General features: G+C 71.0%; 20 protein-coding genes and 1 pseudogene. 17 read left to right on the forward strand and 4 right to left on the reverse strand.

The window, feature by feature from the left end:
• The first annotated feature begins 26 nt into the window (after positions 1-26).
• The 10 genes and pseudogenes from OG395_RS34545 to era all read left to right on the forward strand — a co-directional run bounded on the left by OG395_RS34545 (position 27) and on the right by era (position 8,805).
• On the forward strand, positions 27-1,136 hold the full coding sequence (locus OG395_RS34545; RefSeq protein WP_327246420.1) for a carbohydrate kinase family protein: 1,110 nt from the start codon (positions 27-29) through the stop codon (positions 1,134-1,136).
• Positions 1,137-1,274: 138 nt separating this feature from the next.
• Entirely contained in the window at positions 1,275-2,291 is a 1,017-nt protein-coding gene (locus OG395_RS34550) for a PhoH family protein (RefSeq protein WP_266985825.1), read from the forward strand.
• Positions 2,292-2,303: 12 nt separating this feature from the next.
• The gene (gene ybeY, locus OG395_RS34555) at positions 2,304-2,801 is read left to right on the forward strand and encodes an rRNA maturation RNase YbeY (RefSeq protein WP_072483570.1); all 498 of its coding nucleotides are present in this window, start codon (positions 2,304-2,306) and stop codon (positions 2,799-2,801) included.
• Positions 2,798-4,090 (forward strand): hemolysin family protein, encoded by a 1,293-nt coding sequence (locus OG395_RS34560; protein WP_266985828.1) that lies wholly within the window; start codon positions 2,798-2,800, stop codon positions 4,088-4,090. Before ybeY ends, OG395_RS34560 begins: the two co-directional genes overlap by 4 nt.
• A complete protein-coding gene (locus OG395_RS34565) occupies positions 4,087-4,440 on the forward strand; it encodes an MmcQ/YjbR family DNA-binding protein (protein ID WP_327246421.1) in 354 nt (117 codons plus the stop codon). Before OG395_RS34560 ends, OG395_RS34565 begins: the two co-directional genes overlap by 4 nt.
• A 117-nt stretch (positions 4,441-4,557) precedes the next feature.
• A pseudogene (locus OG395_RS34570) lies at positions 4,558-4,861 on the forward strand (hypothetical protein); the annotation flags it as partial.
• Entirely contained in the window at positions 4,854-5,207 is a 354-nt protein-coding gene (locus OG395_RS34575; protein WP_327246422.1) for a cytidine deaminase, read from the forward strand. The pseudogene OG395_RS34570 and the gene OG395_RS34575, both read left to right, overlap by 8 nt.
• 164 nt (positions 5,208-5,371) lie before the next feature.
• The gene (locus OG395_RS34580; RefSeq protein WP_327246423.1) at positions 5,372-6,748 is read left to right on the forward strand and encodes a beta-xylosidase; all 1,377 of its coding nucleotides are present in this window, start codon (positions 5,372-5,374) and stop codon (positions 6,746-6,748) included.
• Between the two features lie 87 nt (positions 6,749-6,835).
• Complete coding sequence (locus OG395_RS34585; RefSeq protein WP_327246424.1) at positions 6,836-7,780, forward strand: WxL protein peptidoglycan domain-containing protein; 945 nt, start codon at positions 6,836-6,838, stop codon at positions 7,778-7,780.
• Between the two features lie 50 nt (positions 7,781-7,830).
• Positions 7,831-8,805: a GTPase Era gene (era, locus tag OG395_RS34590; RefSeq protein WP_327246425.1), complete on the forward strand. Its 975-nt coding sequence runs from the start codon at positions 7,831-7,833 to the stop codon at positions 8,803-8,805.
• A 121-nt stretch (positions 8,806-8,926) separates the two neighbouring features.
• Here era and OG395_RS34595 read toward each other — a convergent pair whose 3' ends face one another.
• Complete coding sequence (locus OG395_RS34595) at positions 8,927-9,193, reverse strand: protealysin inhibitor emfourin (RefSeq protein WP_266985840.1); 267 nt, start codon at positions 9,191-9,193, stop codon at positions 8,927-8,929.
• Between the two features lie 118 nt (positions 9,194-9,311).
• Positions 9,312-10,388, reverse strand: a complete 1,077-nt coding sequence (locus tag OG395_RS34600; protein WP_327246427.1) for a M4 family metallopeptidase — start codon at positions 10,386-10,388, stop codon at positions 9,312-9,314.
• Positions 10,389-10,683: 295 nt separating this feature from the next.
• Between OG395_RS34600 and leuA the strand changes: the two genes are divergently transcribed.
• The 7 genes from leuA (at position 10,684) to OG395_RS34635 (ending at position 19,258) form a co-directional block, all read left to right on the forward strand.
• Positions 10,684-12,471 (forward strand): 2-isopropylmalate synthase, encoded by a 1,788-nt coding sequence (leuA, locus tag OG395_RS34605; protein WP_327246428.1) that lies wholly within the window; start codon positions 10,684-10,686, stop codon positions 12,469-12,471.
• Between the two features lie 181 nt (positions 12,472-12,652).
• Complete coding sequence (locus OG395_RS34610) at positions 12,653-13,357, forward strand: TerB family tellurite resistance protein (protein ID WP_266985846.1); 705 nt, start codon at positions 12,653-12,655, stop codon at positions 13,355-13,357.
• 161 nt (positions 13,358-13,518) lie between these two features.
• On the forward strand, positions 13,519-15,618 hold the full coding sequence (locus OG395_RS34615) for an MMPL family transporter (RefSeq protein WP_327246429.1): 2,100 nt from the start codon (positions 13,519-13,521) through the stop codon (positions 15,616-15,618).
• 32 nt (positions 15,619-15,650) lie between these two features.
• Positions 15,651-16,868, forward strand: coding sequence for a sensor histidine kinase (locus OG395_RS34620; protein WP_327246430.1), 1,218 nt, complete (start codon positions 15,651-15,653; stop codon positions 16,866-16,868).
• A complete protein-coding gene (locus OG395_RS34625; protein ID WP_266985852.1) occupies positions 16,865-17,548 on the forward strand; it encodes a response regulator transcription factor in 684 nt (227 codons plus the stop codon). The genes OG395_RS34620 and OG395_RS34625 overlap by 4 nt, the downstream gene beginning before the upstream one ends.
• Before the next feature lie 72 nt (positions 17,549-17,620).
• Entirely contained in the window at positions 17,621-18,367 is a 747-nt protein-coding gene (gene recO, locus OG395_RS34630) for a DNA repair protein RecO (protein ID WP_037698093.1), read from the forward strand.
• A gap of 36 nt (positions 18,368-18,403) precedes the next feature.
• Entirely contained in the window at positions 18,404-19,258 is an 855-nt protein-coding gene (locus tag OG395_RS34635; RefSeq protein WP_327246431.1) for an isoprenyl transferase, read from the forward strand.
• A gap of 67 nt (positions 19,259-19,325) precedes the next feature.
• On the opposite strand, the gene OG395_RS34640 is transcribed toward OG395_RS34635, so the two are convergent.
• A complete protein-coding gene (locus OG395_RS34640) occupies positions 19,326-24,065 on the reverse strand; it encodes an aminotransferase class I/II-fold pyridoxal phosphate-dependent enzyme (RefSeq protein WP_327246432.1) in 4,740 nt (1,579 codons plus the stop codon).
• Positions 24,066-24,406: 341 nt separating this feature from the next.
• A complete protein-coding gene (locus tag OG395_RS34645; RefSeq protein ID WP_327246433.1) occupies positions 24,407-25,147 on the reverse strand; it encodes a TetR/AcrR family transcriptional regulator in 741 nt (246 codons plus the stop codon).
• Between the last annotated feature and the right edge of the window lie 189 nt (positions 25,148-25,336).

Consider the following 25,336-nt stretch of genomic DNA (forward strand, 5'->3'; position numbering starts at 1 on the left):
GATCTGCCACGACCGGGGAGTGCAAGGTGAGCACAGACAATCCAGGCATCGACCCACTGGACGGGCTGCGTGCCCCGCAGGACCCGGACTGCGATGTGTTCCTCACCGGCACGGTCTTCCTCGACATCGTCTTCACCGGGCTGGACAGGGCCCCGGTCCGCGGCACCGAGTCCTGGGCCCGCGGCATGGGCTCCAGCCCCGGCGGCGTCGCCAATATGGCCACCGCGCTGGCCCGGCTCGGACTGCACACCTCGCTCGCCGCCGCGTTCGGCGACGACCACTACGGGGAGTACTGCTGGGACGCCCTCGAACAGGGCGAGGGCATCGACCTCTCGATGTCGCACACCGTCCCCGGCTGGCACTCGCCGGTGACCGTCTCCATGGCGTACGAGGGCGAGCGGACGATGGTCTCGCACGGACACGAGGCCCCTTTGCCCGTCACCCCCTCGCACGCGGACCGGGCCTTCCCGCGCTGCCCGCCGCGCGCCCGCGCCGCCATCGCCTCGCTGACGCCCGGCCGCAGCGAGCCGTGGGTTGCCGTCGCGGCCCGGCACGGCGCCCGGATCTTCGCCGACGTCGGCTGGGACGAGACCGGCCGCTGGGACCTGGACGCGCTTCCCGACCTGCAGCACTGCCAGGCGTTCCTGCCCAACGCGGAGGAGGCCATGCGCTACACCCGTACCGACTGCCCCCGTGCCGCCGCCCGCGCCCTCGCCGAACGGGTGCCGCTCGCCGTCGTCACGCTGGGCGCGGAGGGTGCCTACGCGGTGGACGCGGAGACCGGTGTCACCGCCGAGGTGCCCGCGATCGAGGTCGAGGCCCTCGACCCGACCGGCGCGGGCGATGTCTTCGTCGCCGGATTCGTCACCGGCACCCTGGCGGACTGGCCGCTGGCCGATCGGCTTGCCTTCGCCGGACTGACCGCGGCGCTCTCCGTCCAGGAGTTCGGCGGGTCCCTGTCGGCGCCGGGCTGGGCGGAGGTCGCCGCCTGGTGGCAGCGGGTCCGCACCTGCGACGGGCAGGATCCGGCGGCCCTCCAGCGGTACGCGTTCCTGGAGCATCTGCTTCCCGCCGCCGCCCGGCCGTGGCCGCTGCGCCGGGCCGTACCGACGATCGGCTTCCGCCACTTCGCGTGAGGTGGGCACGGACGTTCGCATCGTGTGCGAAAAAGCCCTCGGTGTTGTCCGTGCGGAGTCGTAGGCTTGGAAGTCCAGAGGTTGTCGAGCGGCGAGAACCCTGCAACGGGAGGTATGTGCAGGCCCGAGGGCCGGCCCATGACGCAGACACCCACACAGCCGCAGGCGCGTGCCCAGATCATGATTCCGGCCGCACACCCCATGGTGATGCTCCTGGGATCGGGCGACTCGCTGCTGCGCGTGATCGAAACGGCGTTCCCGGCGGCCGATATTCATGTCCGGGGCAACGAAATCCGAGCCACGGGTGACGCAGCTGATGTCGCCCTGATTCAGCGCTTGTTCGACGAGATGATGCTCGTGCTCCGCACCGGGCAGCCGATGACGGAGGACGCAGTGGAACGCTCGATCGCCATGCTCCGGGCGAGTGGCAACGGGCAGGGGGAGCCGCAGGGCGAGACGCCCGCAGAGGTGCTCACCCAGAACATCCTCTCCAATCGCGGTCGCACGATCCGCCCCAAGACGCTCAACCAGAAGCGCTACGTCGACGCCATCGACAAGCACACGATCGTCTTCAGTATCGGACCCGCCGGTACCGGCAAGACGTATCTCGCCATGGCGAAGGCGGTCCAGGCACTGCAGTCCAAGCAGGTCAGCCGGATCATTCTGACCAGGCCCGCCGTCGAGGCGGGGGAGCGGCTCGGGTTCCTGCCCGGCACGCTCTTCGACAAGATCGACCCGTATCTGCGCCCGCTCTACGACGCGCTGCACGACATGCTCGACCCCGACTCGATCCCGCGGCTGATGGCGGCGGGCACGATCGAGGTGGCGCCGCTGGCGTACATGCGCGGACGGACGCTCAACGACGCGTTCATCATTCTCGACGAGGCGCAGAACACCAGCGCCGAGCAGATGAAGATGTTCCTGACCCGGCTCGGCTTCGACTCGAAGATCGTCGTCACCGGTGACGTCACCCAGGTCGACCTGCCGAACGGGACCAAGAGCGGTCTGCGTCAGGTCCAGGAGATCCTGGACCAGGTCGAGGACGTCCACTTCTCCCGGCTCACCTCCCAGGATGTCGTCCGGCACAAGCTCGTCGGCCGTATCGTCGACGCGTACGAGAAGTACGACAACCGAGACAGCCACAAACGGAAGTAGTCGCAGCGCACCATGTCGATCGACGTCAACAACGAGTCCGGAACCGAGGTCGACGAGCAGGCGATCCTCGACATCGCCCGCTATGCGCTCGCACGGATGCGGATCCACCCGCTCTCCGAACTCTCGGTGATCGTGGTGGACACCGACGCCATGGAGCAGCTCCACATCCAGTGGATGGACCTGCCGGGTCCGACGGATGTCATGTCCTTCCCGATGGACGAACTGCGTCCGCCGGCGAAGGACGACGAGGAGCCCCCGCAGGGGCTCCTCGGTGACATCGTGCTCTGCCCGGAGGTCGCGAAGAAGCAGGGCGAGGACGCGGAGACCCGGCACTCCATGGACGAGGAGCTCCAGCTCCTCACCGTCCACGGGGTGCTGCATCTGCTGGGGTACGACCATGAGGAGCCGGACGAGAAGGCCGAGATGTTCGGTCTCCAGGCAGCGATCGTGGACGGCTGGCGCGCCGAGCACGGCCTGACCGGTCCGTCGCCCGCCCCCACCGTCTCGTGAGCGTCCCCCTCGTCCTGGGTGCCGTTCTGCTGGTCGTGTTCGGCTGGCTGGCGGCCTGCGCCGAGGCGGGCATCGCCCGCACGTCGAGTTTCCGGGCGGCCGAGGCGGTGCGCTCCGGGCGGCGCGGCAGCGACAAGCTGGAACAGGTCGCGGCCGACCCGACCCGCTATCTCAATGTCGCCCTGCTCGTGCGGGTCGCCTGCGAGATGTCGGCCGGCGTGCTCGTCACATACGCGTGCCTGAAGGAGTTTCCGGAGACCTGGGAGGCGCTGGCCGTCGCGATGGGCGTGATGGTCCTCGTGTCGTACGTCGCCATCGGCGTCTCGCCGCGCACCATCGGGCGGCAGCACCCGCTGAACACGGCGACGGCGGCGGCGTACGTGCTGCTGCCGCTCGCCAGGATCATGGGCCCGATCCCCCAGCTGCTGATCCTCCTCGGCAACGCGCTCACCCCCGGCAAGGGGTTCCGCAAGGGCCCGTTCGCCAGCGAGGCGGAACTGCGGGCGATGGTCGACCTCGCCGAGCAGGAGTCGCTGATCGAGGACGAGGAGCGGCGCATGGTGCACTCCGTCTTCGAGCTCGGCGACACGCTGGTGCGCGAGGTGATGGTGCCGCGGACGGACCTGGTCTGCATCGAGCGGTACAAGACGATCCGGCAGGCGCTGACCCTGGCCCTGCGCTCCGGGTTCTCCCGGATCCCGGTCACCGGGGAGAACGAGGACGACATCGTCGGGATCGTCTACCTCAAGGACCTGGTCCGCAAGACGCACATCAACCGGGAGTCGGAGGCCGATCCGGTCTCCACGGCGATGCGTCCCGCGGCGTTCGTGCCGGACACCAAGAACGCCGGTGATCTGCTGCGCGAGATGCAGCAGGACCGCAGCCACGTCGCCGTCGTCATCGACGAGTACGGCGGCACGGCGGGCATCGTCACGATCGAGGACATCCTGGAGGAGATCGTCGGGGAGATCACCGACGAGTACGACCGTGAGCTCCCGCCCGTCCAGGAGCTGGAGAACGGCTGCTTCCGGGTGACCGCCCGGCTCGACATCGGCGACCTGGGCGAGCTGTTCGGGCTCGACGCGTTCGACGACGAGGACGTGGAGACGGTCGGTGGACTCCTGGCGAAGGCGCTCGGCCGGGTGCCGATCGCCGGGGCTTCCGCGGTCGTCGATCTTCCCGACGGGCGTCGGCTCCGGCTGACCGCGGAGTCCCCGGCGGGGCGCCGGAACAAGATCGTCACGGTGCTGGTGGAGCCGGTGGTGCCGGACGAGGCAGCAGCGGAATGACCCCGCAGGAGTTGAGGGCGTTCTGCCTGGCGTTCAACGCGAGCGTCGAGGAGTTTCCGTTCGGACCGGAGACCTCGGTGTTCAAGGTGCTCGGCAAGATGTTCGCGCTCAGCACGCTGGACGCACGGCCGCTCACGGTCAATCTGAAGTGCGATCCGGATGATGCGGTGCGGCTGCGGGAGAAGTACGCGGCGATCGCCCCGGGGTGGCACATGAACAAACGGCACTGGAACACGGTGACGGTGTCGGGGGTGCCGGGGCGCCTGCTGCGGGAGCTGATCGAGGACTCGTACGACTTGGTGGTGGCGGGGTTGCCGCGGGCCGAGCGGCTGCGGCTGGACCGGGGGTAGAGCGGGCGGGCCCGGGGCGCCGCCCCGGGCCCGCTCCTCCTCCACAGGGGCCGGCTGTGGCCCGTCACGCGTGGCGGAGGCCTGCCGCCACTGCCGCGACCACGCCCAGTTCCGGAGGCCTGTTCGGAGTGCCCGGACGATGAGGGCTTCCAGGCCGTCGTCGCGGAGGCGAAGGCGGCGAGCCCCGAGTTCACCGCGCTCGGGGCAGCGCGACGTCGCGCCCGGCGGACAGGTCCGCAAGGAGCTCCAGCCGGCCCGTCCGGACCTGGCGATCGTGCTGCACGCACCGTGGCCGGACACCGGTACGGAGGCCGAGCTCCAGTGGCTCGCCTCGCCGGAGGGCCGCCGCGGCTCGATGTACCGGGTGACCGCCCGCGTGCGGTTCCCGGCCGTCCGCTTCGTATGCTCGGCACATGACTGAGAGCACCGACCTCGGCGCCGAGGACCGCAAGATCGTCACGCTGGCGCGCAGCGCCCGCGCCCGCAACGGTGTGCCGGAGGGCGCGGCCGTACGGGACGAGACCGGACGTACGTATGTCGCGGGCACCGTACAGCTGGAGTCGCTGAAGCTGAGCGCCCTGCAGACCGCCGTCGCGATGGCGGTGGCCAGCGGCGCCACTTCTCTGGAGGCGGCCGCGATCGTCTCCGAGGCGGAGACCCCGTCGGACGCGGACCGCGCGGCGGTGCGGGACCTGGGTGGGCCGCAGACCCCGGTCCTGCTGGCCGGACCGGACGGCGCGGTGCGGGTCAGTGTGACGGCCGGCTGACCTCGGATGTCGTCAGGATCCCTGGGAGCAGGGATCTTGACAGCATCTGATGGCCCATCAGTCGGGGCATTTCGCTGCCATTGACTTCTTTTCGGCCGGAGCCATCAATGGCCCCCTGCCGGCGCAGAAGAGCCGCTGCGCCGCGTCCCGCAGGAGGGGGTTCCATGCGTCCGACCACGCATCCGACCATTCGAAGATCCGCCGCCCGAAGACACCCGGACCGCAGGCGCCGCTGGGCCGCCGCGCTCGGCGTCACCGCGCTCGTCGTCACCGGGGGAGGAGTACTCGCAGGCCCCGCGCAGGCCCTGACGACGGCCTCCGTCGCGGTGGACTTCCCCACGCACTGCATCCCGCCGGCCATCGCGGGCATCCCGCCGATCGACGGGACGACGACGGCGCAGATCAGCGTCGACAACGCCGCCCCGAAGGTGGGCGACACGGTCAACGTCACGTACACCGTGGTCAAGCCGGCCGCGAGCAACCCGGTCGATCTGGCCCTGCCCGCCGACATCATGACGCCGACCGGCAAGGTCACCGTCGGCGGCGCCCAGAGCGGCAGCGTCACCGTCGCCGGTCCCAAGAAGAACGACCCCGTACCCGGCAAGGGCAACTTCCCGTCCTTCTCCATGACGGGCGCCTTCACGGTCACCGCACCGGGTGAGATCACGCTCTCGCCCGGCGACTACAACATCCACACCAGCTACATCATGGAGCTGGACACTCCCTGCACGGTGACGAACCCGCCCGCCCCCGTCTCCCAGACGGTCATCGCGACGAACGGCGGCGGCCAGGTCAACGAGCGTGCCATCCAGCTCGGTACGGCCTCCGGCAAGGCGGGCGACCCGGTCACCGTGACCGGATCGAAGTTCACCGCGGGCGCGAACGTCACCCTGGCGGGCCGGGCCGGTGGCACCCAGACCGCGGACACGGTCACGGTGACGGCCGACAGCCACGGCGGTTTCACCGGACAGCTCACCGTCAACGATCCGGCGACCACCGGCATCGTCGCGTACGAGGGTTCCGGCTGGGACGCCGACAAGGGCGCGGGCCCACAGGCGTACACCGTCACCGGTGGCGGGGAGATCCCCGGCGACAGCCAGCGACTCACCTCGTCCGTCAAGGCGGGCACCCTGTCCATGACCCAGGCCGGCGACACCGTCGAGATGTCGGCGGTCGACTTCGGCACGGGCGGCGCCTCCCGCGGCTCCCTGCGGACGGTGACGGTCCAGGACTTCCGCGGTGGTCCCGCGGGCTGGTCCCTGACCGGCAAGGTCACCGACTTCAGCGGCCCCGGCGGTGCGACGATCGGCGCCTCCGCGCTCAGCTGGACCCCGGTCTGCGGGACAAAGCCCGGGAGCCCGAGCACCTGCGCCGCAGGATCCGAGGGTTCGGTCGGCAGTGCGGGCGCCACCCTGGCGTCCACCCCGAACGGGGCGTTCACCGGCGGTGAGTTCACCGTCGACGCCCGGCTCGCCCTGGACGTACCGGCGTACACCGCGACCGGCACGTACTCCGGCGTGCTGACGCTCACCCTCACCTGAGCGTCGGTCCCCGACCGACCGGTGGGCCGGGCGGTGAACCCGGCCGGCCCACCCCGTCCGTACCGAGCACCCTGGGGGTTCCGCACCGTGCGCAAGCTGTACGTACTCCTCCTGGCCGCCGTCCTGATGCTGTTCGGCGCACCCGCGGGCCATGCCGCCGACAACGGCAGCTGGTCCGTCTACCCGGCCACCACGAAGTACGGGCAGCGCCCGTACTTCTATCTCTCCGCCGACCCCGGTGCCACCCTCACCGACAAGGTCACCGTCACCAACAAGACCGCCGAGCCGCTGACCTTCCGGCTGTATGCCGCCGACGCCTACAACACCGAACGCGACGGCGGGTTCGCCGTCCGCTCCCCGGACGAGAAGCAGCGTTCCGTCGGCGCCTGGGCGAGGACCGGCCGCGACAAGGTCACCGTGAAACCGCACGGCTCCGTCACCGTGCCGGTCACCGTCACCCTCCCGGAGACCGCCGAGCCCGGTGACCACCCGGGCGCCCTCGTCGCTCTCGACGAACGCATCGACCCCGCCGACCGGGGAGCCGTTGCCGTCGGCATCCGCAAAGCGGTCGGCGCGCGGATCTATCTCCGGGTCAACGGGCCGACGATGCCCGCGCTGTCCGTCGACGACGTCACCGTCAAGCACACCCAGCCGCTCGTCCCGGGCACCGGAAGGAGCCGGGCCGTCATCTCGTACACCCTCCACAACCGCGGGAACGTCACCCTCAACCCCAAGGTCGCCCTCAAGGCCCAGGGGCTCTTCGGCCGCACCCTGCTCGCCCGCGACCTGAAGAGGATCCCGTCCGAGCTGCTGCCCCGCCAGGAGGTCCGGTTGACCGAGCAGTGGGCCGACGCGCCGCAGCTGGAATGGGGCGAGATCGAACTGACCGCGAGCGCCCGCGACACCCATGAGTCCGCCGTCGCCCGGTACGTCGCACTGCCCTGGCTGATGGCCGCGGTCCTGCTGGTGATCGTCGGCAGCGGTACGGGGATGTGGATACGGGCCCGGCGGAGCCGCATCCGTAGGGCCTGAGACGACAGCAGGCCGCCCGCTGTGCGGCGGGGCCGCCGGGATCGGGGACAATGGGCGCCATGAGCGCTCGACCGAACCCAGAAGCTGCTGCGCAGCAGGCTGAGAACAACGCCCCCCACCGGGCCGGCTTCGCCTGCTTCGTGGGCCGCCCCAACGCGGGCAAGTCCACCCTTACGAACGCTCTGGTCGGCCAGAAGGTGGCGATCACCTCCAACCGGCCCCAGACGACCCGCCACACGGTGCGCGGCATCGTGCACCGCGAGGACGCACAGCTGATCCTGGTCGACACCCCCGGCCTCCACAAGCCGCGCACGCTGCTCGGCGAGCGGCTGAACGACATCGTGCGGACCACCTGGGCCGAGGTCGACGTCATCGGTTTCTGCCTGCCCGCCGACCAGAAGCTCGGCCCCGGCGACAAGTTCATCGCCAAGGAACTCGCGGGCATCAAGAAGACCCCGAAGATCGCGATCATCACCAAGACCGACCTGGTCGACTCCAAGCAGCTCGCCGAACAGCTGATCGCCGTCTCCCGTCTCGGCGAGGAGCTCGGCCTTGAATGGGCAGAGATCATTCCGGTCTCCGCGGTGAAGGACAGCCAGGTCGACCTTCTCGCCGACCTGATCGCGCCGCTGCTCCCCGAGAGCCCGCCGCTCTACCCGGAGGGCGACCTCACCGACGAGCCCGAGATGGTGATGGTCGCGGAACTGATCCGGGAGGCCGCGCTCGAAGGCGTACGCGACGAGCTGCCGCACTCGATCGCGGTCGTCGTTGAGGAGATGCTGCCGCGCGAGGACCGGCCCGCGGACAAGCCGCTGCTCGACATCCACGCGAACGTGTACATCGAGCGGCCCAGCCAGAAGGGCATCATCATCGGCCCGAAGGGCAAGCGGCTGAAAGAGGTCGGCACGAAGTCGCGCAAGCACATCGAGGCGCTGCTCGGCACGCCGGTCTTCCTGGACCTGCATGTGAAGGTCGCCAAGGACTGGCAGCGCGACCCGAAGCAACTGCGCAAGCTGGGGTTCTGAGCGTCGGCGGAGTCCGGCGGCCGGAGGTCGGCGCAGTCGCCCGAAGCCGCCCAGGCCCCCCGGGGGCGGGGGGTGCGAGGGTGGCCGTGGGGGTGGGTCCCGGGTCAGCCGCGCGTCGACCTCACGCGCCCTCCTTGAGGACGCGTGAGATCAGTGCGCGCTGGGCGTCGGTCAGGTGTGGATCCGCGCAGTGCGTGGTGCGGTCGTCGACCGTGATCCGGTACCGGAAGCCGTCCGGCACCCCGGACGGTGGGGTGCCGCGGCCCGCCGCGAGTGCGGATTCGGCCAGGGCTTCCCACTCCGCTGCGTCGGTGAGGCCCGAGGTGTCGATCTCGCGGTGGCGGGCGATGCCGGTGAAGCCGCCGGTGCGGGTGACCTGGATCCGCATGGTTCGACTCCTCTCGCGTTGTTTCCGGGGCTCTGCCCCGGACCTCGCCCCTCAACCGCCGGAGAGACCTGTTTTTTGGCCGAGCGCCGGCGATCGAGGACAGGAACCGTGACCGGGCCTACGCGTACGGCACGCCCACCTCCGACCATGCCTTCCGTACCGCTTCCAACTCGTCGCCCTCACCGAAGCGGTCCCTCGCCGCCTCGACCGTCAGGCGGGCGAAGTCCGTGAACTCCGCGTCCGCGGCCAGGCGGCGGCCCGTGAGGACGTCGAACCAGAGCTGTCCCGCCCGCTCCCACGCGTTGCCGCCGAGAGCCGTGGCCAAAAGACAGAAGGCGCGGTTCGGGATGCCCGAGTTGAGGTGTACACCGCCATTGTCCTCGGTGGTGTGGATGTAGTCCTCCATCGACGCGGGCTGCGGGTCCTTGCCGAGCACATCGTCGTCGTACGCCGTGCCGGGCGCCTTCATCGAGCGCAGCGCCTCGCCCTGCACCCGTGGGGCCAGCAGACCTGCGCCGATCAGCCAGTCCGCCTGGTCGGCGGTCTGGCCCAGTGAGTACTGCTTCACCAGGGAACCGAAGACGTCCGACATGGACTCGTTGAGCGCGCCGGACTGGCCGAAATAGCTCAGGTTGGCCGTGTACTGGGTCAGCCCGTGCGTCAGTTCGTGGGCGATCACATCGATGGCGACGGTGAAGTCGAGGAAGATCTCCCCGTCCCCGTCGCCGAAGACCATCTGCTCGCCGTCGAAGAAGGCGTTGTTGTACTTCTCGTCGTAGTGGACGGAGCCGATCAGCGGCAGCCCGTTGCCGTCGATCGAATGGCGGCCGTACGCCGTGAGCAGCAGTTCGAAGGTGGCGCCGAGTCCCGCGAACGCGCGGTTGACGCTCGCGTCCCTCGTCGGCTCCTCACCCTCGCCGCGGACCTTGAAGCCAGGCAGCTGCGTGCCGTGGCGGCAGTCGTAGAGCGTGCGCTCAGGCTTGTCGGACAGCTGGTCCGTCGTCGCGGGGCCGGGTGTGGGGGTGACGAGGGTGGCCATCTGGCGGCGGGTGCGCCGGGCGGCGTCGCCCTCCAGGGTGCGGCGGGCCGGACCGGCCAGATCGGGGTCGTCGGCTTGTGACAGCTTGTCGAGTACGTGGGGCGGCACGATCGTGCAGAAGACGGGCTGGAACCCGTGCTGAGGTCGAGGCTGCATGAGTTCGACTGTGGCACTGTGTCAACGCCGTGTCACTGTTTGCCATCAGGATTGAACAAATGGAGTGATCGATCACTGTTTGCCCGTTACCGAGGTCCGGTCCCGCATACTGATACACGACCGACGTCTCAGGCGCCTCTCGGTTAGTCTCGTCGCATCATGCGTTTCGGGCTGCTTCTTCTTAGCTGCCGCGGCGAGGGCCTGTAGTCGTAGGCCGACCCCCTCCCCGCGGAGTCTGGTGTTGCAGCGACACAGTCGGCCGTCCCACCGCTGGACCCCCGAGGAGCCGTACGTCATGACCGCCGCGAATCCCGCTCAGAACCCCGTCGAGAACGCCGTCGGCCGGCCCACACCGATCACCAACGCCACTCAGCTGCAGAAGCCGTCCGGGATGCCGGTCCACAAGTACGGCCGGTACGAGGCCGTCGAGATCCCCGACCGCACCTGGCCGGACAACCGGATCACCGTGGCGCCCCGCTGGCTGTCCACCGATCTGCGTGACGGCAACCAGGCACTGATCGACCCGATGTCGCCGGCCCGCAAGCGCGAGATGTTCGACCTGCTCGTACGCATGGGGTACAAGGAGATCGAGGTCGGCTTCCCGTCCTCCGGCGAGACCGACTTCGCGTTCGTGCGCTCCATCATCGAAGAGGGTGCGATCCCCGAGGACGTGACGATCTCCGTCCTGACCCAGGCCCGCGAGGAGCTGATCGAGCGAACTGTTGAATCACTGGTCGGTGCGCGGCGCGCCACGGTGCACCTGTACAACGCCACTGCTCCCACCTTCCGCCGTGTGGTCTTCCGCGGTTCGAAGGAGCAGGTCAAGCAGATCGCGGTGGACGGCACCCGACTGGTCATGGAGTACGCGGAGAAGATCCTCGGCGACGAGACGATCTTCGGCTACCAGTACAGCCCGGAGATCTTCACCGACACCGAGCTGGACTTCGCCCTGGAGGTCTGCGAGGCCGTCTGTGACGTCTGGCAGCCCGAGGAGGGCCGCGAGATCATCCTCAATCTGCCCGCCACCGTGGAGCGTTCGACGCCGTCCACGCACGCGGACCGTTTCGAGTGGATGTCGCGCAACCTGTCGCGCCGCGAGCACGTCTGCCTGTCGGTCCACCCGCACAACGACCGCGGCACCGCCGTCGCCGCCGCCGAGCTGGCGATCATGGCCGGTGCGGACCGGATCGAAGGCTGCCTGTTCGGCCAGGGCGAGCGCACCGGAAACGTCGACCTGGTGACGCTGGGCATGAACCTGTTCTCGCAGGGTGTCGACCCGCAGATCGACTTCTCGCAGATCGACGAGATCCGTCGTACCAGCGAGTACTGCAACCAGATGGAGGTCCACCCGCGCCACCCCTACGCGGGCGACCTGGTCTACACCGCCTTCTCCGGCTCCCACCAGGACGCCATCAAGAAGGGCTTCGACGCCATGGAGGCCGACGCGGCCGCCCAGGGCAAGACCGTCGACGACATCGAGTGGGCGGTGCCGTACCTGCCGATCGACCCGAAGGACGTCGGCCGCTCGTACGAGGCGGTCATCCGGGTCAACTCGCAGTCGGGCAAGGGCGGAATCGCCTACGTCCTGAAGAACGACCACAAGCTGGACCTGCCGCGCCGGATGCAGATCGAGTTCTCCCGGATCATTCAGGCCAAGACCGATGCCGAGGGCGGCGAGGTCACGCCGACACAGATCTGGTCCACGTTCCAGGACGAGTACCTGCCCAACCCCGAGAACGCCTGGGGGCGCGTCCAGATCCGCTCCGGTCAGACCACGACCGGTTCCGACGGCCGGGACACGATCACCGTCGACGCGACCGTGGACGGCGCGGACACCGTGCTGACCGGTACCGGCAACGGTCCGATCTCCGCGTTCTTCGAAGCGCTGCAGGCCATCGGCATCGACGCCCGTCTGCTGGACTACACCGAGCACACGATGAGCGAGGGCGCGAGCGCCCAGGCCGCCTCGTACATCGAGTGCGCGATCGACGGAAAGGTCCTGTGGGGCATCGGCATCGACGCCAACACCACGCGGGCCTCGCTGAAGGCGGTCGTCTCCGCGGTCAACCGCGCGACCCGCTGACCCCGCGCCCGAAAGGGCGTAGAACCGCACGGCCGACGGACCCCGCCCACCCGCTCCAGGGAGGCGGGGTTCGGCCATCTCCCGACGGTTGTGACGAGCGAGGTGCTGACGTCACCTCGCGACTGTGGTTAACATCACGTCAACACGGCAATGTTGCCGGAGCGTTACGGAGGTGTGCGACGTGCGGTCAGCCCTGGGACAACGCGCCATAAAGCTGCGTATCTGCGGCATCCGCACCATCTGGGACGCCGTCGGTGACGGCGAGTTCTTCTGCCCCGGCTGCGGTGGTGACCGCAACTACCGCCGTCTCACCGGCCGTCGCCGCTTCGCCGTGCTCGGCGTGCCACTGCTGCGCCGCGGCACCGTGGGCCCCGTCGTCGAATGCGCCGCCTGCCGGACCCACTTCGGCACCGACGCGCTCGACCACCCCACCACCACCCGGTTCTCCGCGATGCTCCGGGACGCCGTCCACATCGTCGCGCTCGGCATCCTCGCGGCCGGTGGCACCGCCTCCCGCACCGCGCTGGAGACGGCGGCGGCCACCGTACGCGGCGCCGGGTTCGACGACTGCACCGAGGACCAGCTCTCCACCGTCGTCGAGGTCCTCGCCGCCGACATCGGACACGGCTCCGCGTTCGACGCCGCCGCCGAGGCGTGCGGCGCCGCCCTCGCCATCGAGCTCCACGAGGCGCTGGAACCCCTCGCCCCGCACCTCGCGCCCGGCGGACGCGAGTCGATCCTCCTGCAGGGCGCCAGGATCGCGCTCGCCGACGGCCCGTACAGCCAGGCGGAGCGCGAGGTGCTGACTACGGTCGGCGCCGCGCTGCAGCTCTGCCCAGACGACACGGCCCGGCTCCTTGCCGCGGCGGCGCGCACCCCCTCGTGACATACACCGCTCCGCACCGCGCCCGTACTCCCGCGGGAGTACGGGCGCCCCTTCGCCCACCCCGGCAGTAGCCGCGAAGTCGGCCCTCGGCGCGACGAATCGGCCCCCGGCGGCCGGGAGTCTGGACACGTACCGGACAACCGGCCGAAGGGGGGCCCGTGATGAGGGCCGTAACAGAAGACAGCGGCACACCGCCCCGGGCGGGCAGCCGCAGACGCATGCTGCCCTGGGCGGTCCTCGCGCTCTGGGTCGCCGTGATCGCGCTCGCCGGCCCCCTGGCGGGCAAGCTCGCCGACGTACAGACCAACCGGGCCGTCGACTACCTGCCGGCGAGCGCGGACTCCACGCAGGTGGCGAAGATCCAGGACGCGCTGCCCGGCGGGGAGTCCACCGATCTCGTCCTCGTCTACCACCGCGACGGCGGTCTGACCGCCGCCGACCGGGCCACGGCGGACCGGCAGGCCGCCGCGCTCGCGGGCGGCCACACCCTGACCGGAACCCCCAGGGGCGTCCCCGCCAAGGACAGTACGACGCTGATGTACCCGGTCTCCTCGACGGAGCCCGGCCAGGACGACGAGGCCAGGAAGGCGTTCGTCGACGAGGTGCGCGACGTCGCGAAGGGCGGCGGCGGGCTGAGCGTCGAGGTGGGCGGCCCCGGGGCGCTGATCGTCGACTCCCAGGAGGTCTACACGTCGCTGGGCGGACCGCTGCTCTACACGACCGTCGCCGTCGTGGCGATCCTGCTGATCGTCATCTACCGCAGCCCGTTGCTGTGGCTGGTGCCGCTCGTCGTCGCGGGCGCCGCCGACGCGCTGTCCATGGCCGTCGTCTACGGGCTCAACCGGGGCTTCGACGTCACCGTCACCGGCCAGAGCTCCGCCGTGATGACCATCCTCGTCTTCGGCGCGGGCACCGACTACGCGCTGCTCCTCGTCTCCCGCTACCGCGAGGAACTGAGCCGCGCCGCACGGCCGTACGACGCCATGGCCGCCGCCCTGCGCGGCTGCGGACCGGCTGTCCTCGCCTCCTCCGGCACCGTCGCCGCGGGCCTCCTGTGCCTGCTCGCCGCCGACCTCACCAGCAGCCGCGGCATGGGCCCCATCGCCGCCGTCGGCGTACTCTGTGCGCTGCTCGCCATGCTGACGCTGCTGCCCGCGCTCCTTGTCCTGCTCGGCCGCCGGGTGTTCTGGCCACTCGTCCCCGCGTACGGCAGCACGCCCGGGCAACGGCGTTCACTGTTCACCGTGATGGGCAGCTCGGCCGGACGCCGGCCCGTCGCCGTACTCGCCTGCGGCGGTGTGCTGCTGGGGGCGCTGGCGCTCGGCGCGTTCAACATGCCCGGAGCCCTGAAGCAGGAGGACTCCTTCACCAGCAAACCGGACTCGATCTCCGCGATGGAGACACTCGCCGCCGCCTACCCCGAGCGGTCCACCCAACCGATCACCGTGATCGCCCCCACCGACCGGGTGGCCGAGACCATGGCGAAGGCCGGCGCCACCGACGGTGTCGCCGCCGTCGAACGAGGCCGCAGCGGCGGCGGCTGGACCGAACTCTCCGTCGCCGCGACGGACGCCCCCGAGTCCGCGGGCGAACAGGCCACCATCAAGGCCCTGCGCGACGGACTGGACGGCAGCCATGTCGGTGGTCCCAGCGCCCAGCAGATGGACCTGGAGACGGCCGACGCCCGTGACCTGAAGATCGTCGTCCCGCTCGTCCTCCTCTCCGTCCTGCTGATCCTGATCGCGCTGCTGCGCAGCCTCGTCGCCCCGCTGTTGCTCGTCGCCGCAGTCGTCGCCGTCTGGGGCGCCGCCCTCGGCATCGGCGGGCTGGTATTCGAACCGGTCCTCGGACTGAAGGGCGCCGATCCCGGACTGCCGCTGCTCTCCTTCGTCTTCCTGGTGGCGCTCGGCGTCGACTACGGCATCTTCCTGATGCACCGGGTCCGCGAGGAGGCACTCTCCGGCGCCGAACCGACCGCCGCCGCACTCACCGCCCTGCGCACCACCGGCGGCGTGATCGCCTCGGCCGGACTGGTGCTCGCGGCCACCTTCGCCGTCCTGACGAACATGCCGATGGTCAGCCTGGTCGAGATGGGCTTCGTCATCGCGGTCGGTGTCCTCCTCGACACCTTCCTCGTCCGCACCTACCTCGTGACCTCGGCGAGCGTGGCACTCCAGCGCACCATCTGGTGGCCGGGGAAGCTCAGCCGAGCGCCCGCCGCCCCCGGGCCGCGCGAGCCCGAACTCGTACGGAACCGGTGACGGTGCCCCTGCGCGTACCGGAGGATGGCGGCGTGTCCCGATCCACGCGCCGACGCGAACGCATCCTGGCGGTCGTCAACCGCGACCCCCTGCATGCACCGCACAGGACGCGCACCGACGCCCTCGTCGCGGGGGGCGCCGGTGCGCTCTCCGCCGTCCTCGCCCTCACCACCGACCAGGCGCGGACGCCGGACGGGCTCGGCTGGGTGCTGCTGATCGCGAGCGCCGTACCGATCGTGTGGCGGCGGCGCAGCCCACTGCTCGCCCTGGTCGCCATGATCCCGATCCTGATGCCGTACCACGCGCTCGACAACGCGCACTCGGCACCGATGCCGCAGACCTGGATCGCCCTCTACACGGTGGCGGTGACCGGACGGCCGCTGCGCACGCTGCTGACCGGGATCGGTGTGCTCTCCGTCATGGTGACGGTGGTGCTCACCATCAACACCCATGAAGGCCTGCAGCTGCTGCGGATCTCCGGGTGGATCATCGCCGTGCTGTTCTGCGGTGTCGATGTGCGCATCTACCGCCAGTACGTCGCCTCCGTGCTGGAGCGCGCCGAACGCGCCGAACGGACCCGCGAGGAGGAGGCCCGGCGCAGGGTCGCCGAGGAGCGGCTGCGGATCGCCCGCGACCTGCACGACCTGCTGGCCCACAGCATCACGCTGATCGGCGTCCAGACCTCGGTGGCCTCGCACATCCTGACCGTCGACCCGGACCGGCTCGACCGGCAGGCGGTCGCCCGGTCGCTGGAGGACATCGCCGACACCTGCCGGGAGGCACGCGCCGAACTGCGCACCACCCTGCAGGTGCTGCGCGGCGACGGACACGAGTCGGACGGACCGCTGCCGGACCTGGCGGCGCTGCCCGGTCTCGTACGGGCCGCGGAGGCCGCCGGGGCCCGGGTCGACCTGGCCGTCCGCACACCGGGCAGCAGGGTGGCCCCGGCGACCGGCGCGGCCGCGTACCGGATCGTGCAGGAGTCGCTGACCAACGCCCTGCGCCATGCCGGACCCGAGGTACGGATCACGGTGGCCGTCGAACCCGACGGCCGCGGCGCACTGAGCGTCAAGGTCTCCGACGACGGCGCAGGACCCCGGGCGAACGGCTCGGCACCCGGGTTCGGCATAGTCGGGATGCGCGAACGCGCACGCAGCACCGGCGGCACGCTGACGGCCGGGCCGGGCCCGGCCGGGGGCTTCGAGGTCGCGGCGGTGCTGCCCTGCCACGAGGGGGAGACCGCGCCATGATCCGCGTACTGCTCGCCGACGACCAGACCCTTGTCCGGGCGGCGTTCGCGATGCTCGTCGAGTCGGCGTCCGACATGGAGGTCGTGGCACAGGCGGGCACCGGCCTCGAAGCGGTCGGCCTGGCCCGCACGCACCGACCCGACATCGTCGTCATGGACATCCGCATGCCGGAGCTCGACGGCATCGAGGCGACCCGGCTGATCGCCGCCGACGGGGAGCTCGCCGGGGTGAAGGTACTGGTCCTGACCACGTACGACACCGACGAGCATGTCGTCGAGGCGCTGCGCGCGGGCGCCTCGGGCTTCCTGGTCAAGGACACCCGGCCCGCCGAACTCCTCGCCGCGATCAGAACGGTGTCCGCGGGCGATGCCCTGCTCTCGCCCGGCCCGACCGCCCGGCTGATCTCCCGTGTGCTGCGCGGGCCCGAGCTGCCGCTCCGGGGCGCCCCGGGCGGTCCGGACTGCCTCTCGGACCGGGAACGGCAGGTGCTCGGCCTGGTCGCGCGCGGACTCAACAACACCGAAATCGCCGAGACCCTGGGGCTCAGCCCGCTCACCGCCAAGACCCATGTCAGTCGGATCATGGGCAAACTGGGCGCCCGGGACCGGGCGCAGCTGGTCATCGTGGCGTACGAGTCGGGGCTCGCGGTACCGGCCGGTGGCGCGGCCGACGGAAGCTGAACCGGGGCGCCCGTCGCGGACGGTCTTCGGGGGCGGGCCCGCTCCGGTGGCCGGGTACAGGACAATGGGTGCATGAGCTTGTTCCGGGACGACGGCGTGGTGCTGCGCACGCAGAAACTGGGCGAGGCCGACCGGATCATCACGATCCTGACCCGCGGCCACGGCCGGGTGCGGGCCGTCGCGCGCGGGGTGCGGCGTACGAAGTCCAAGTTCGGCGCCCGCCTCGAACCGTTCTCCCATGTGGACGTGCAGTTCTTCGCCCGCGGCAGCGAGCTGATCGGCCGCGGACTGCCTCTCTGCACCCAGAGCGAGACCATCGCGCCGTACGGGGGCGGCATCGTCACCGACTACGCCCGGTACACCGCGGGCACCGCGATGCTGGAGACCGCAGAGCGCTTCACCGATCACGAGGGCGAGCCCGCGGTCCAGCAGTACCTGCTGCTCGTCGGAGGGCTCCGCACCCTCGCCCGCGGGGAGCACGCCCCGAACCTGATCCTCGACGCCTTCCTGCTGCGTTCCCTCGCGGTCAACGGCTACGCACCCAGCTTCGAGGACTGCGCGAGGTGCGGAATGCCCGGTCCGAACCGGTTCTTCTCCGTCGCGGCGGGCGGCGTCATATGCGGTGACTGCCGGGTGCCCGGCAGCGTCGTACCCTCAGCTGAGGCCGTCGCCCTGCTGAGCGCGCTGCTCACCGGTGACTGGGAGACGGCGGACGCGTGCGAGGCACGGCATGTCAGGGAGGGGAGCGGGCTGGTGTCCGCCTATCTGCACTGGCATCTGGAGCGCGGACTGCGCTCGCTGCGATACGTAGAGAAGTAACACAGACACAGCAGGCACAGGGAGACGAGACAGCTCATGGCAGTACGCGGGATCCTCGGTGGCCGTAACCGGCGCACATACAAGACCCCCGAGCCGCACCCCTCGGGCGCCACGCCCCCGAAGATCCCCGGCGAGCTGGTGCCCAAGCACATCGCCGTCGTCATGGACGGGAACGGCCGCTGGGCCAAGGAGCGGGGTCTGCCGCGCACCGAGGGCCACAAGGTCGGCGAGGGCGTCGTCATGGACGTCCTCAAGGGCTGCATCGAGATGGGGGTCAAGAACCTCTCGCTGTACGCGTTCTCCACCGAGAACTGGAAGCGCTCCCCGGAGGAAGTGAAGTTCCTGATGAACTTCAACCGGGACGTCATCCGCCGCCGCCGCGACGAGATGGACGAACTGGGCATCCGCATCCGCTGGGTGGGCCGGATGCCGAAGCTGTGGAAGTCCGTCGTCCAGGAGCTCCAGGTCGCCCAGGAGCAGACCAAGGACAACGACAGGATGACGCTGTACTTCTGCGTCAATTACGGCGGCCGGGCCGAGATCGCCGACGCCGCGCAGCGCATCGCGGAGGACGTCGCCGCCGGAAAGCTGGACCCCGCGAAGGTCAACGAGAAGACCTTCGCGAAGTACATCTACTACCCGGACATGCCGGACGTGGACCTCTTCGTCCGCCCCAGCGGCGAGCAGCGCACCTCCAACTACCTGATCTGGCAGAGCGCGTACGCCGAGATGGTCTTCCAGGACGTGTTGTGGCCGGACTTCGACCGCCGTGACCTGTGGCGGGCCTGCCTGGAGTACGCCCAGCGTGACCGGCGTTTCGGCGGCGCGGTCTCCAACGAGGAACTCCGCGACATGCAGGGCGAGGACGCCGGGCCCGACACGGCCGCCTGACCCCGGGGGAGCGAGCGGACCGAGGCACCCGGGTGCCTCGGTCCGCTCGCTCCGTACGCCGACGGGATCAGGCCAGCTTCGCCAGCTCCTCGGCCATGACCTTCACCGTGTACTCGATCTGCTCCTCGGTGTGCTCGGAGGTGATGAAGAACCGGAGCCGGGCCAGCCGCTCCTCGACCGCCGGGTGCAGGATCGGGTTGGCGCTGATGCCCCGCTGGTAGAGCCGGTCGGCGAGCTTGAGCGCCTTCTCCGAGTCGCCCGTGATGCACGGCACGACCGGCGTGCCCTCGCTGGTGCCGACGTCGATCCCGGCCGCCGCGGAGAGCCGCAGGAACAGGGCCGAGCGCTGGTGGAGCCGGTCGAGCCGCTCGGGCTCCTCCTGGATCACCTGCAGTGCGGCCAGAGAGGCGGCGGTGTTCGGCGGGGTGAGGCCCGCGCTGTAGATGAAGCCGGGGAGGGTGTAGCGGAAGTGCTCGATCAGCTCGTGCCGGCCGGCCACGTAGCCGCCGCAGCTCGCCAATGACTTGGACAGGGTGCCCATCCACACGTCGACGTCGTCGGCGTCGACGCCCCAGTGCTGGCCCATGCCGCCGCCCGTCTTGCCCATCACGCCGATGCTGTGGGCCTCGTCCACCATCAGCAGCGCCGCGTGCCGCTGCTTGACGGCGATCAGGGCGGGCAGGTCGGCGATGTCGCCGTCCATGCTGTACACGCCCTCGACCACGATCAGCACCCGGCGGTAGCGGTCGCGCACCTGGTGCAGGATCCGGTCCAGGGCGGCGATGTCGTTGTGCGGGAACGGCTGGCGGCTCGCCCCCGAGAGCCGGCAGCCCTGGATGATGCTGTCGTGGGCGAGCGCGTCGTGCAGGATCAGGTCCTCGGGGCCCACCAGGTGGCCGATGACGGTGACGTTGGTGGCGTGGCCGCTGACCAGCGTGACGGCGTCCTGGGCGCCGACGAGGCGGGCGAGGCCCCGGTCGAGCTCCTCGTGCAGCGGACGGTTGCCGGACAGGATGCGGGCGGCCGAGACCGAGCTGCCGTACTGCTTGACCGCCTTGGTCACGGCTTTGACGACAGTCGGATGGCCGGACAGGCCCAGGTAGTTGTAGCTGGAGAACGAGATCAGTTCGGTGCCCTCGACCCGGGTGACGTCCCGGATCGTGCCCTCGTGCGGAAGGTAGTAGGGGTTGCGGACGCCGAAGTGCTCGTACATGCGCGAGCGTTCGAGCGTGGCGACGACTTCGGGCAGGGCCCTGACATCACCGGTCGCGGTGAGGTCCGACGCGGGGACGGCTTCAGCACGCGGCTCGGGCACGGAGGGTACGGCGGAGGCCTCGATGGGCGCCGGTGCGGGGACGGCCGGAGCGGTGCCGAGGAGCTCCTGAACCGTTGTGATCAGCTCGCCGACGGTGCTGATCTTCACCACGTCCGAGGTCCGCACCGCGATGTCCGGCCACTGTCTGCGTAGGCCCGCGGCGAGCTCGGCGAGCATGATCGAGTCGAAGCCGAGGTCGGTGGCGAACACATGCCCCGGCTGCAGGAAGTCCTCGGAGTACGCACTGATCCTGGCTATCGCGGAGACCACGCGGGACGTCACCACGTCCGCGGCCTCTGCGGTCGCGACGGCGGGGGCCGCCGGGGCGTCCACGACGGCCACCGGGCCGGCCGGCGCGTCGGCCGTGGGGACGGCGGCCGACGGCACCGGGACCGGGTACGTACCGGCGGCCACGGTAGCCGACGCACCGTTCGGTACCGGGCCGTCGACCGCGGCGCCGAACGACTGCAGCAGATTCACCTGGGCGTGGAGGAACGAGATAAGGCTGCTCATGCTCGATTCACCGTTCGAGGAGGTGGAGGCGGAGGTGGCGGCGGACGTGTGGGTGACCGTGGAGCGGTTCGGCACGGTCGTTGTGGACGCGGACCGGACGACGACCGGGGCGGCGGCCGGGACCTCCGCCACGGAGGCCGCGGAGGCGGCAGGCGCGGGGGCACCGGCACGTCGGGCATCGGCGGTCCGCTTCCGGCCCGATCGCTTGAGGACCGTGAACGACGACGTCTCCAGGGGCGACGCGGGAAGCGACAGCAACGGCGGGGCGTCCGCCGGGAAGAGCGGGGCGGGATCCACCGGCATACCGGCCACGGCGAGCCGACCCAGCCCCGTCAGGAATGCCCGCGCGCCGTCCGGCCGGCTCGTGGTGAGCGGTACGAAGTCCAGCGCCTCGGCAGCCGGGGTGCGCCGGGCCATCCGCAGCAGCGAGTCGCCGCCGTAGATCTGCACCAGGAAGCGGGCACCGGCGTCCGTCACCGAGGTGACGGCGTCGCTGAAGCGCACCGGGACGCTGTTGTGCCGGCCCCACAGATCCCGGATCTCCTGCGGGTCGTCGCATCCCCGGCCGCTGACGCTGGAGACGAAGGCACGGGCGGGCGCCACGAGCGGGAGGGCCGCGATGTGGTGGGTCACCGCCTTGTCGGCCGCGGCCACCAGCGGCGAGTGGAAGGCGTGCGACACCTGCAGTCGCACCGCCGCCACGCCGCGCTCCGCGCAGTGCTCGCGCAGCCGCTCCACGGCCGCCTCGCCGCCGCTGAACACCACCTGGTGCTCGTGGTTGTAGCAGGCGGGCCACACCCCGTCCACGTCGGCGGCGAGCTTCTCCGCCTTCTCGTGCGTCGTCTGGACGGCGAGCATCACACCGGTTCCGGCCGGTACGGCGGCGGCGAGGGCCGCGCCCCGCCGGGCCATGAACCGGACCGTCTCGTCCGCCCCGATCGCGCCGGCCGCGGCCGCCGCCGGGAACTCGCCGACGCTGTGCCCGACGGCGAGGGAGGGGACGACACCGCAGGCGGCCAGCAGCTCGGCGGTGGCGACCCCGCTGATGCCGAGCGCAGGCTGGCACAGGTCCGTGACCGTGAGGGCCGCCATCGCCCCGTCGTCGTCGGACGCGTGCTCTGCCCACAGCAGGCCGGGCAGGTGCGCGGGGAGCTCCGCCGACTCCTCGGCGATCAGGGCGGTCAGTTCCTCGGCGCGCCGGGCCAGCGCCGGGAAGCGCCGGACCAGGTCCGCGAGCATCCCCGGCCGCTGCGCCCCCTGCCCGGGGAAGGCGAAGGCGACCTTTCGCTCCGCCTCGGGCAGCGGCTTGGCCGCGGCATGGATGCCGGGGGCCAGCTCGCCGGTGGCGCCCTCCGTCAGCCGCCGGGCGGCCAGGTCGAGCCGGTCGAGGAGCTCCTGGCGCGTGGCGGCGACGAAGGAGAGGCGGGCGGCTAGCAGTTCGCGGGTGGCCAGGGTGCGGGCCACCGCAGCGGGTTCCGCGGTGGACGCGGCGACGGCGTCCCGGATCTTCCGGGCGTGCCGGGTCAGTTGCGGCACCGAGCCGGCGGACAGGAGGAACAGCCACGGTTCGTCCTCCCGTGCGGGCTGCCTCGGTGCGGGCTCGGGGAGCGGCGCGCCTTCGAGGACGGCGTGGACATTCGTGCCGCCGAAGCCGAACGAGCTCACCCCGGCCCGGCGCACCTCGCCCTGCGGCCACTCCTGCGGCGTGGTGGCCAGGCGCAGCCCCGACTCGTCGAGCCGCAGCTCGGGGCTGATGCGGTGTTCGGCGGGCTGCGGCGGTATGACGCCGTGGTGCAGGGCCAGGGCGGCCCGTACGAGACCCGCCGCGCCGGCCGCGGAGAGGGTGTGGCCGATGAGGGCCTTGGACGAGGAGACGTAGCAGGGCCAGGTCCGGCCCGCCTCGTCGCGCAGCAGGCGCATCGCCTCCATCTCGGTGCGGTCGCCGACCGGGGTGCCGGTGCCGTGGGCCTCCAGCAGGTCGATCGCCCCAGGCGCCACCCCGGCGTCCTTGTAGGCGGCGCGCAGCGCGGCGAGCTGCCCGTGGGCCTGCGGCGTCATCGGGCCGCCGCCGCGCCCGTCGTTGGCGGTGCCGACGCCGCTCACGACGGCGTAGACCCGGTCGCCGGCCGCGAGGGCGTCCGCCAGCGGACGGAGCACCAGCATGCCGCCGCCCTCGCCGAGCACGAAGCCGTCCGCCCGCTCGTCGAACGGCCGGCACACGCCGTCCCGGGAGAGCGCGCCGGCGCGGGAGAAGCCGATCAGCGCGTTGGGCGTGAGGTTGACGAAGACACCGCCGACGAGGGCGACCGAGCACCCGCCCGACCGCAGGCTCCGTACCGCCGTGTCCAGCGCCACCAGCGCCGACGAGCAGGCCGCGTCGACGGCGTACGAGGGGCCGCCGAGGTCGAACACCTCACTCACGGCGGCCGGCACCATGTTGCCGATGACGCCGGCGATGGAGAACGGCCCCACGGGCATGACCGCCGACCCGGCGGCCTCCTCCAGGCCGGCCAGGAGCTCGGGGTCGTCCTCGCCACCGTGGTACGAACCGTCCGCGAGGAGCCGGGCGCTGGTCCGCGCGAAGGCCGCTTCGCGGTAGTCGGTCGAGGACACCCCGGCGAACACGCCGGTCGTCGCGCGGTCGAAGGAGCCTCGTTCCCAGCCGGCGTCCTGCAGGGCCTCCCGGGCGAGGTCGACGAAGAGGCGCTGCTGGGGGTCCATGGTCTTCGCCCGGCGCGGCGGCACGCCGTAGTGGGAGGGGGCGAACTGATCGACGGCGGGGAGGAAGGCCACCTTGTCGGTGTAGGTGCTGTGCGGTTCCCGGAAATCGCCCGGTCTGTGGTATTTGGAGTGATCCCAGCGCGATTCGGGCACCCCTGCGAACTGCGGCTCGGCGTTGACGGTCATCTGCCAGAACTCATTGAGGTCCCCGGCGCCGGGAAAGCGGCACGACATGCCGACGATGGCTATACCAGTCACGGCTGATACCCCGATCCGATATCGATGGATTGCATGACGCGGCGTCAGGAGCAGTCGCATGGAAGGTCGTACGGAAACGTTCGGGTAACGGGCAGCCAAGAAGCCCGTATTGACGGAACGTCAAGATCCAGCCAAGCGTCAACTTCGCGCCGCGCCTTCAGTTTTCGACAAGCGGGGAGGGTCGGCGATATGCCTTTTCACTCAGTGGAATGAACGCGGTGTAAAGGGAAAACATCGGCCTGTCGCCGCGTGTGTCCCGGGGGTGTCCGTACGGTATTGCCGCCCCGGCGGCCGGGGCGGGACGGGGCGGCCGGGGCCGGGGCTGCGCCGGGCCTGTACGGCTACTGGCCGGCGGCGGATTCGGCGGCCGATCCGGTGCCGGTGGGGCGCAGGCCGGCCTGGTGTGCCAGGTCGAGCACCGCCCGGTCGAACACGTCGTCACGGGCGTCGATGATCCGGTCGAACCGCCCGAACACCTCGAAGCTGATCAGCCCGAAGAGCTGCGCCCAGACGGCGACCAGCCGGACCGCGGCCGTCAGCGGGATCGCGCGGCCGGGGTCCTGGAAGAGCCGTCGGGCGTCGGCGCTGACCCCCTCGGCCTGCTGCCCGCTCCCGGGGAACGAGGCGAGCGCACCCGCCGCGGCGGCCGCTTCCACGACACCGACCAGGGCGAGGGGGACGCGCGAGGCGGGGCCGACGGTGTCCGGCGGGGCGTCGTACCCGGGGACGGGCGAGCCGTAGATCAGGGCGTACTCGTGCGGACGGGCGAGCGCCCAGTCCCGGATCGCCCGGCAGACCGCCATCCAGCTTCGCAGCGGATCCGCCGTCCCGGCGTCCGCGAGCGCGGTCTCGGCTGCGGCGCCGAGGGCGTCGTACGCGCCGACGATGAGGGCCGTGAGGAGATCGTCGCGATTCGGGAAGTAGCGGTAGACCGCCGACGGCGCCAGTCCCAGCTCACGGGCGACCGCCCGCAGCGACAGCTGCGCTGCCCCCTCGGCCGCGAGCTGGCGCCCGGCCTCCTCCTTGATGGCCGCCCCGACCTCGGCACGGGCCCTTTCCCTGGCTCCTCGGATCACGCTCATGGCCTCAAGTTTGCCCGATGGTCACTGATTGGACCACTGCTCCACAATCGGAGCACTGTCCTTGAATCAGTGTTCACTAAACCGTAACGCTGCTTCATATTCAGAACAGTGCTCTCGAATGGGAGCATCACTCTGACTCGGGGTCGGCCCATCAACAGGCGTGTCCCGCAGGGGACGAGCCGCGCTCCT

The sequence above is a fragment of the Streptomyces sp. NBC_01320 genome, from assembly GCF_035974375.1.
GTDB lineage: Bacteria > Actinomycetota > Actinomycetes > Streptomycetales > Streptomycetaceae > Streptomyces > Streptomyces yanii.

Excerpts from the sequence above, each read along its gene's own strand:
- OG395_RS34645 (WP_327246433.1), bottom strand. The coding sequence starts at position 25,147 with ATGAGCGTGATCCGAGGAGCCAGGGAAAGGGCCCGTGCCGAGGTCGGG.
- OG395_RS34575 (WP_327246422.1), top strand. The coding sequence starts at position 4,854 with ATGACTGAGAGCACCGACCTCGGCGCCGAGGACCGCAAGATCGTCACG.
- OG395_RS34595 (WP_266985840.1), bottom strand. The coding sequence starts at position 9,193 with ATGCGGATCCAGGTCACCCGCACCGGCGGCTTCACCGGCATCGCCCGC.
- OG395_RS34635 (WP_327246431.1), top strand. The coding sequence starts at position 18,404 with ATGGCAGTACGCGGGATCCTCGGTGGCCGTAACCGGCGCACATACAAG.
- OG395_RS34615 (WP_327246429.1), top strand. The coding sequence starts at position 13,519 with ATGAGGGCCGTAACAGAAGACAGCGGCACACCGCCCCGGGCGGGCAGC.
- OG395_RS34580 (WP_327246423.1), top strand. The coding sequence starts at position 5,372 with ATGCGTCCGACCACGCATCCGACCATTCGAAGATCCGCCGCCCGAAGA.
- OG395_RS34565 (WP_327246421.1), top strand. The coding sequence starts at position 4,087 with ATGACCCCGCAGGAGTTGAGGGCGTTCTGCCTGGCGTTCAACGCGAGC.
- ybeY (WP_072483570.1), top strand. The coding sequence starts at position 2,304 with ATGTCGATCGACGTCAACAACGAGTCCGGAACCGAGGTCGACGAGCAG.
- leuA (WP_327246428.1), top strand. The coding sequence starts at position 10,684 with ATGACCGCCGCGAATCCCGCTCAGAACCCCGTCGAGAACGCCGTCGGC.
- era (WP_327246425.1), top strand. The coding sequence starts at position 7,831 with ATGGGCGCCATGAGCGCTCGACCGAACCCAGAAGCTGCTGCGCAGCAG.
- OG395_RS34600 (WP_327246427.1), bottom strand. The coding sequence starts at position 10,388 with ATGCAGCCTCGACCTCAGCACGGGTTCCAGCCCGTCTTCTGCACGATC.
- OG395_RS34550 (WP_266985825.1), top strand. The coding sequence starts at position 1,275 with ATGACGCAGACACCCACACAGCCGCAGGCGCGTGCCCAGATCATGATT.
- OG395_RS34625 (WP_266985852.1), top strand. The coding sequence starts at position 16,865 with ATGATCCGCGTACTGCTCGCCGACGACCAGACCCTTGTCCGGGCGGCG.
- recO (WP_037698093.1), top strand. The coding sequence starts at position 17,621 with ATGAGCTTGTTCCGGGACGACGGCGTGGTGCTGCGCACGCAGAAACTG.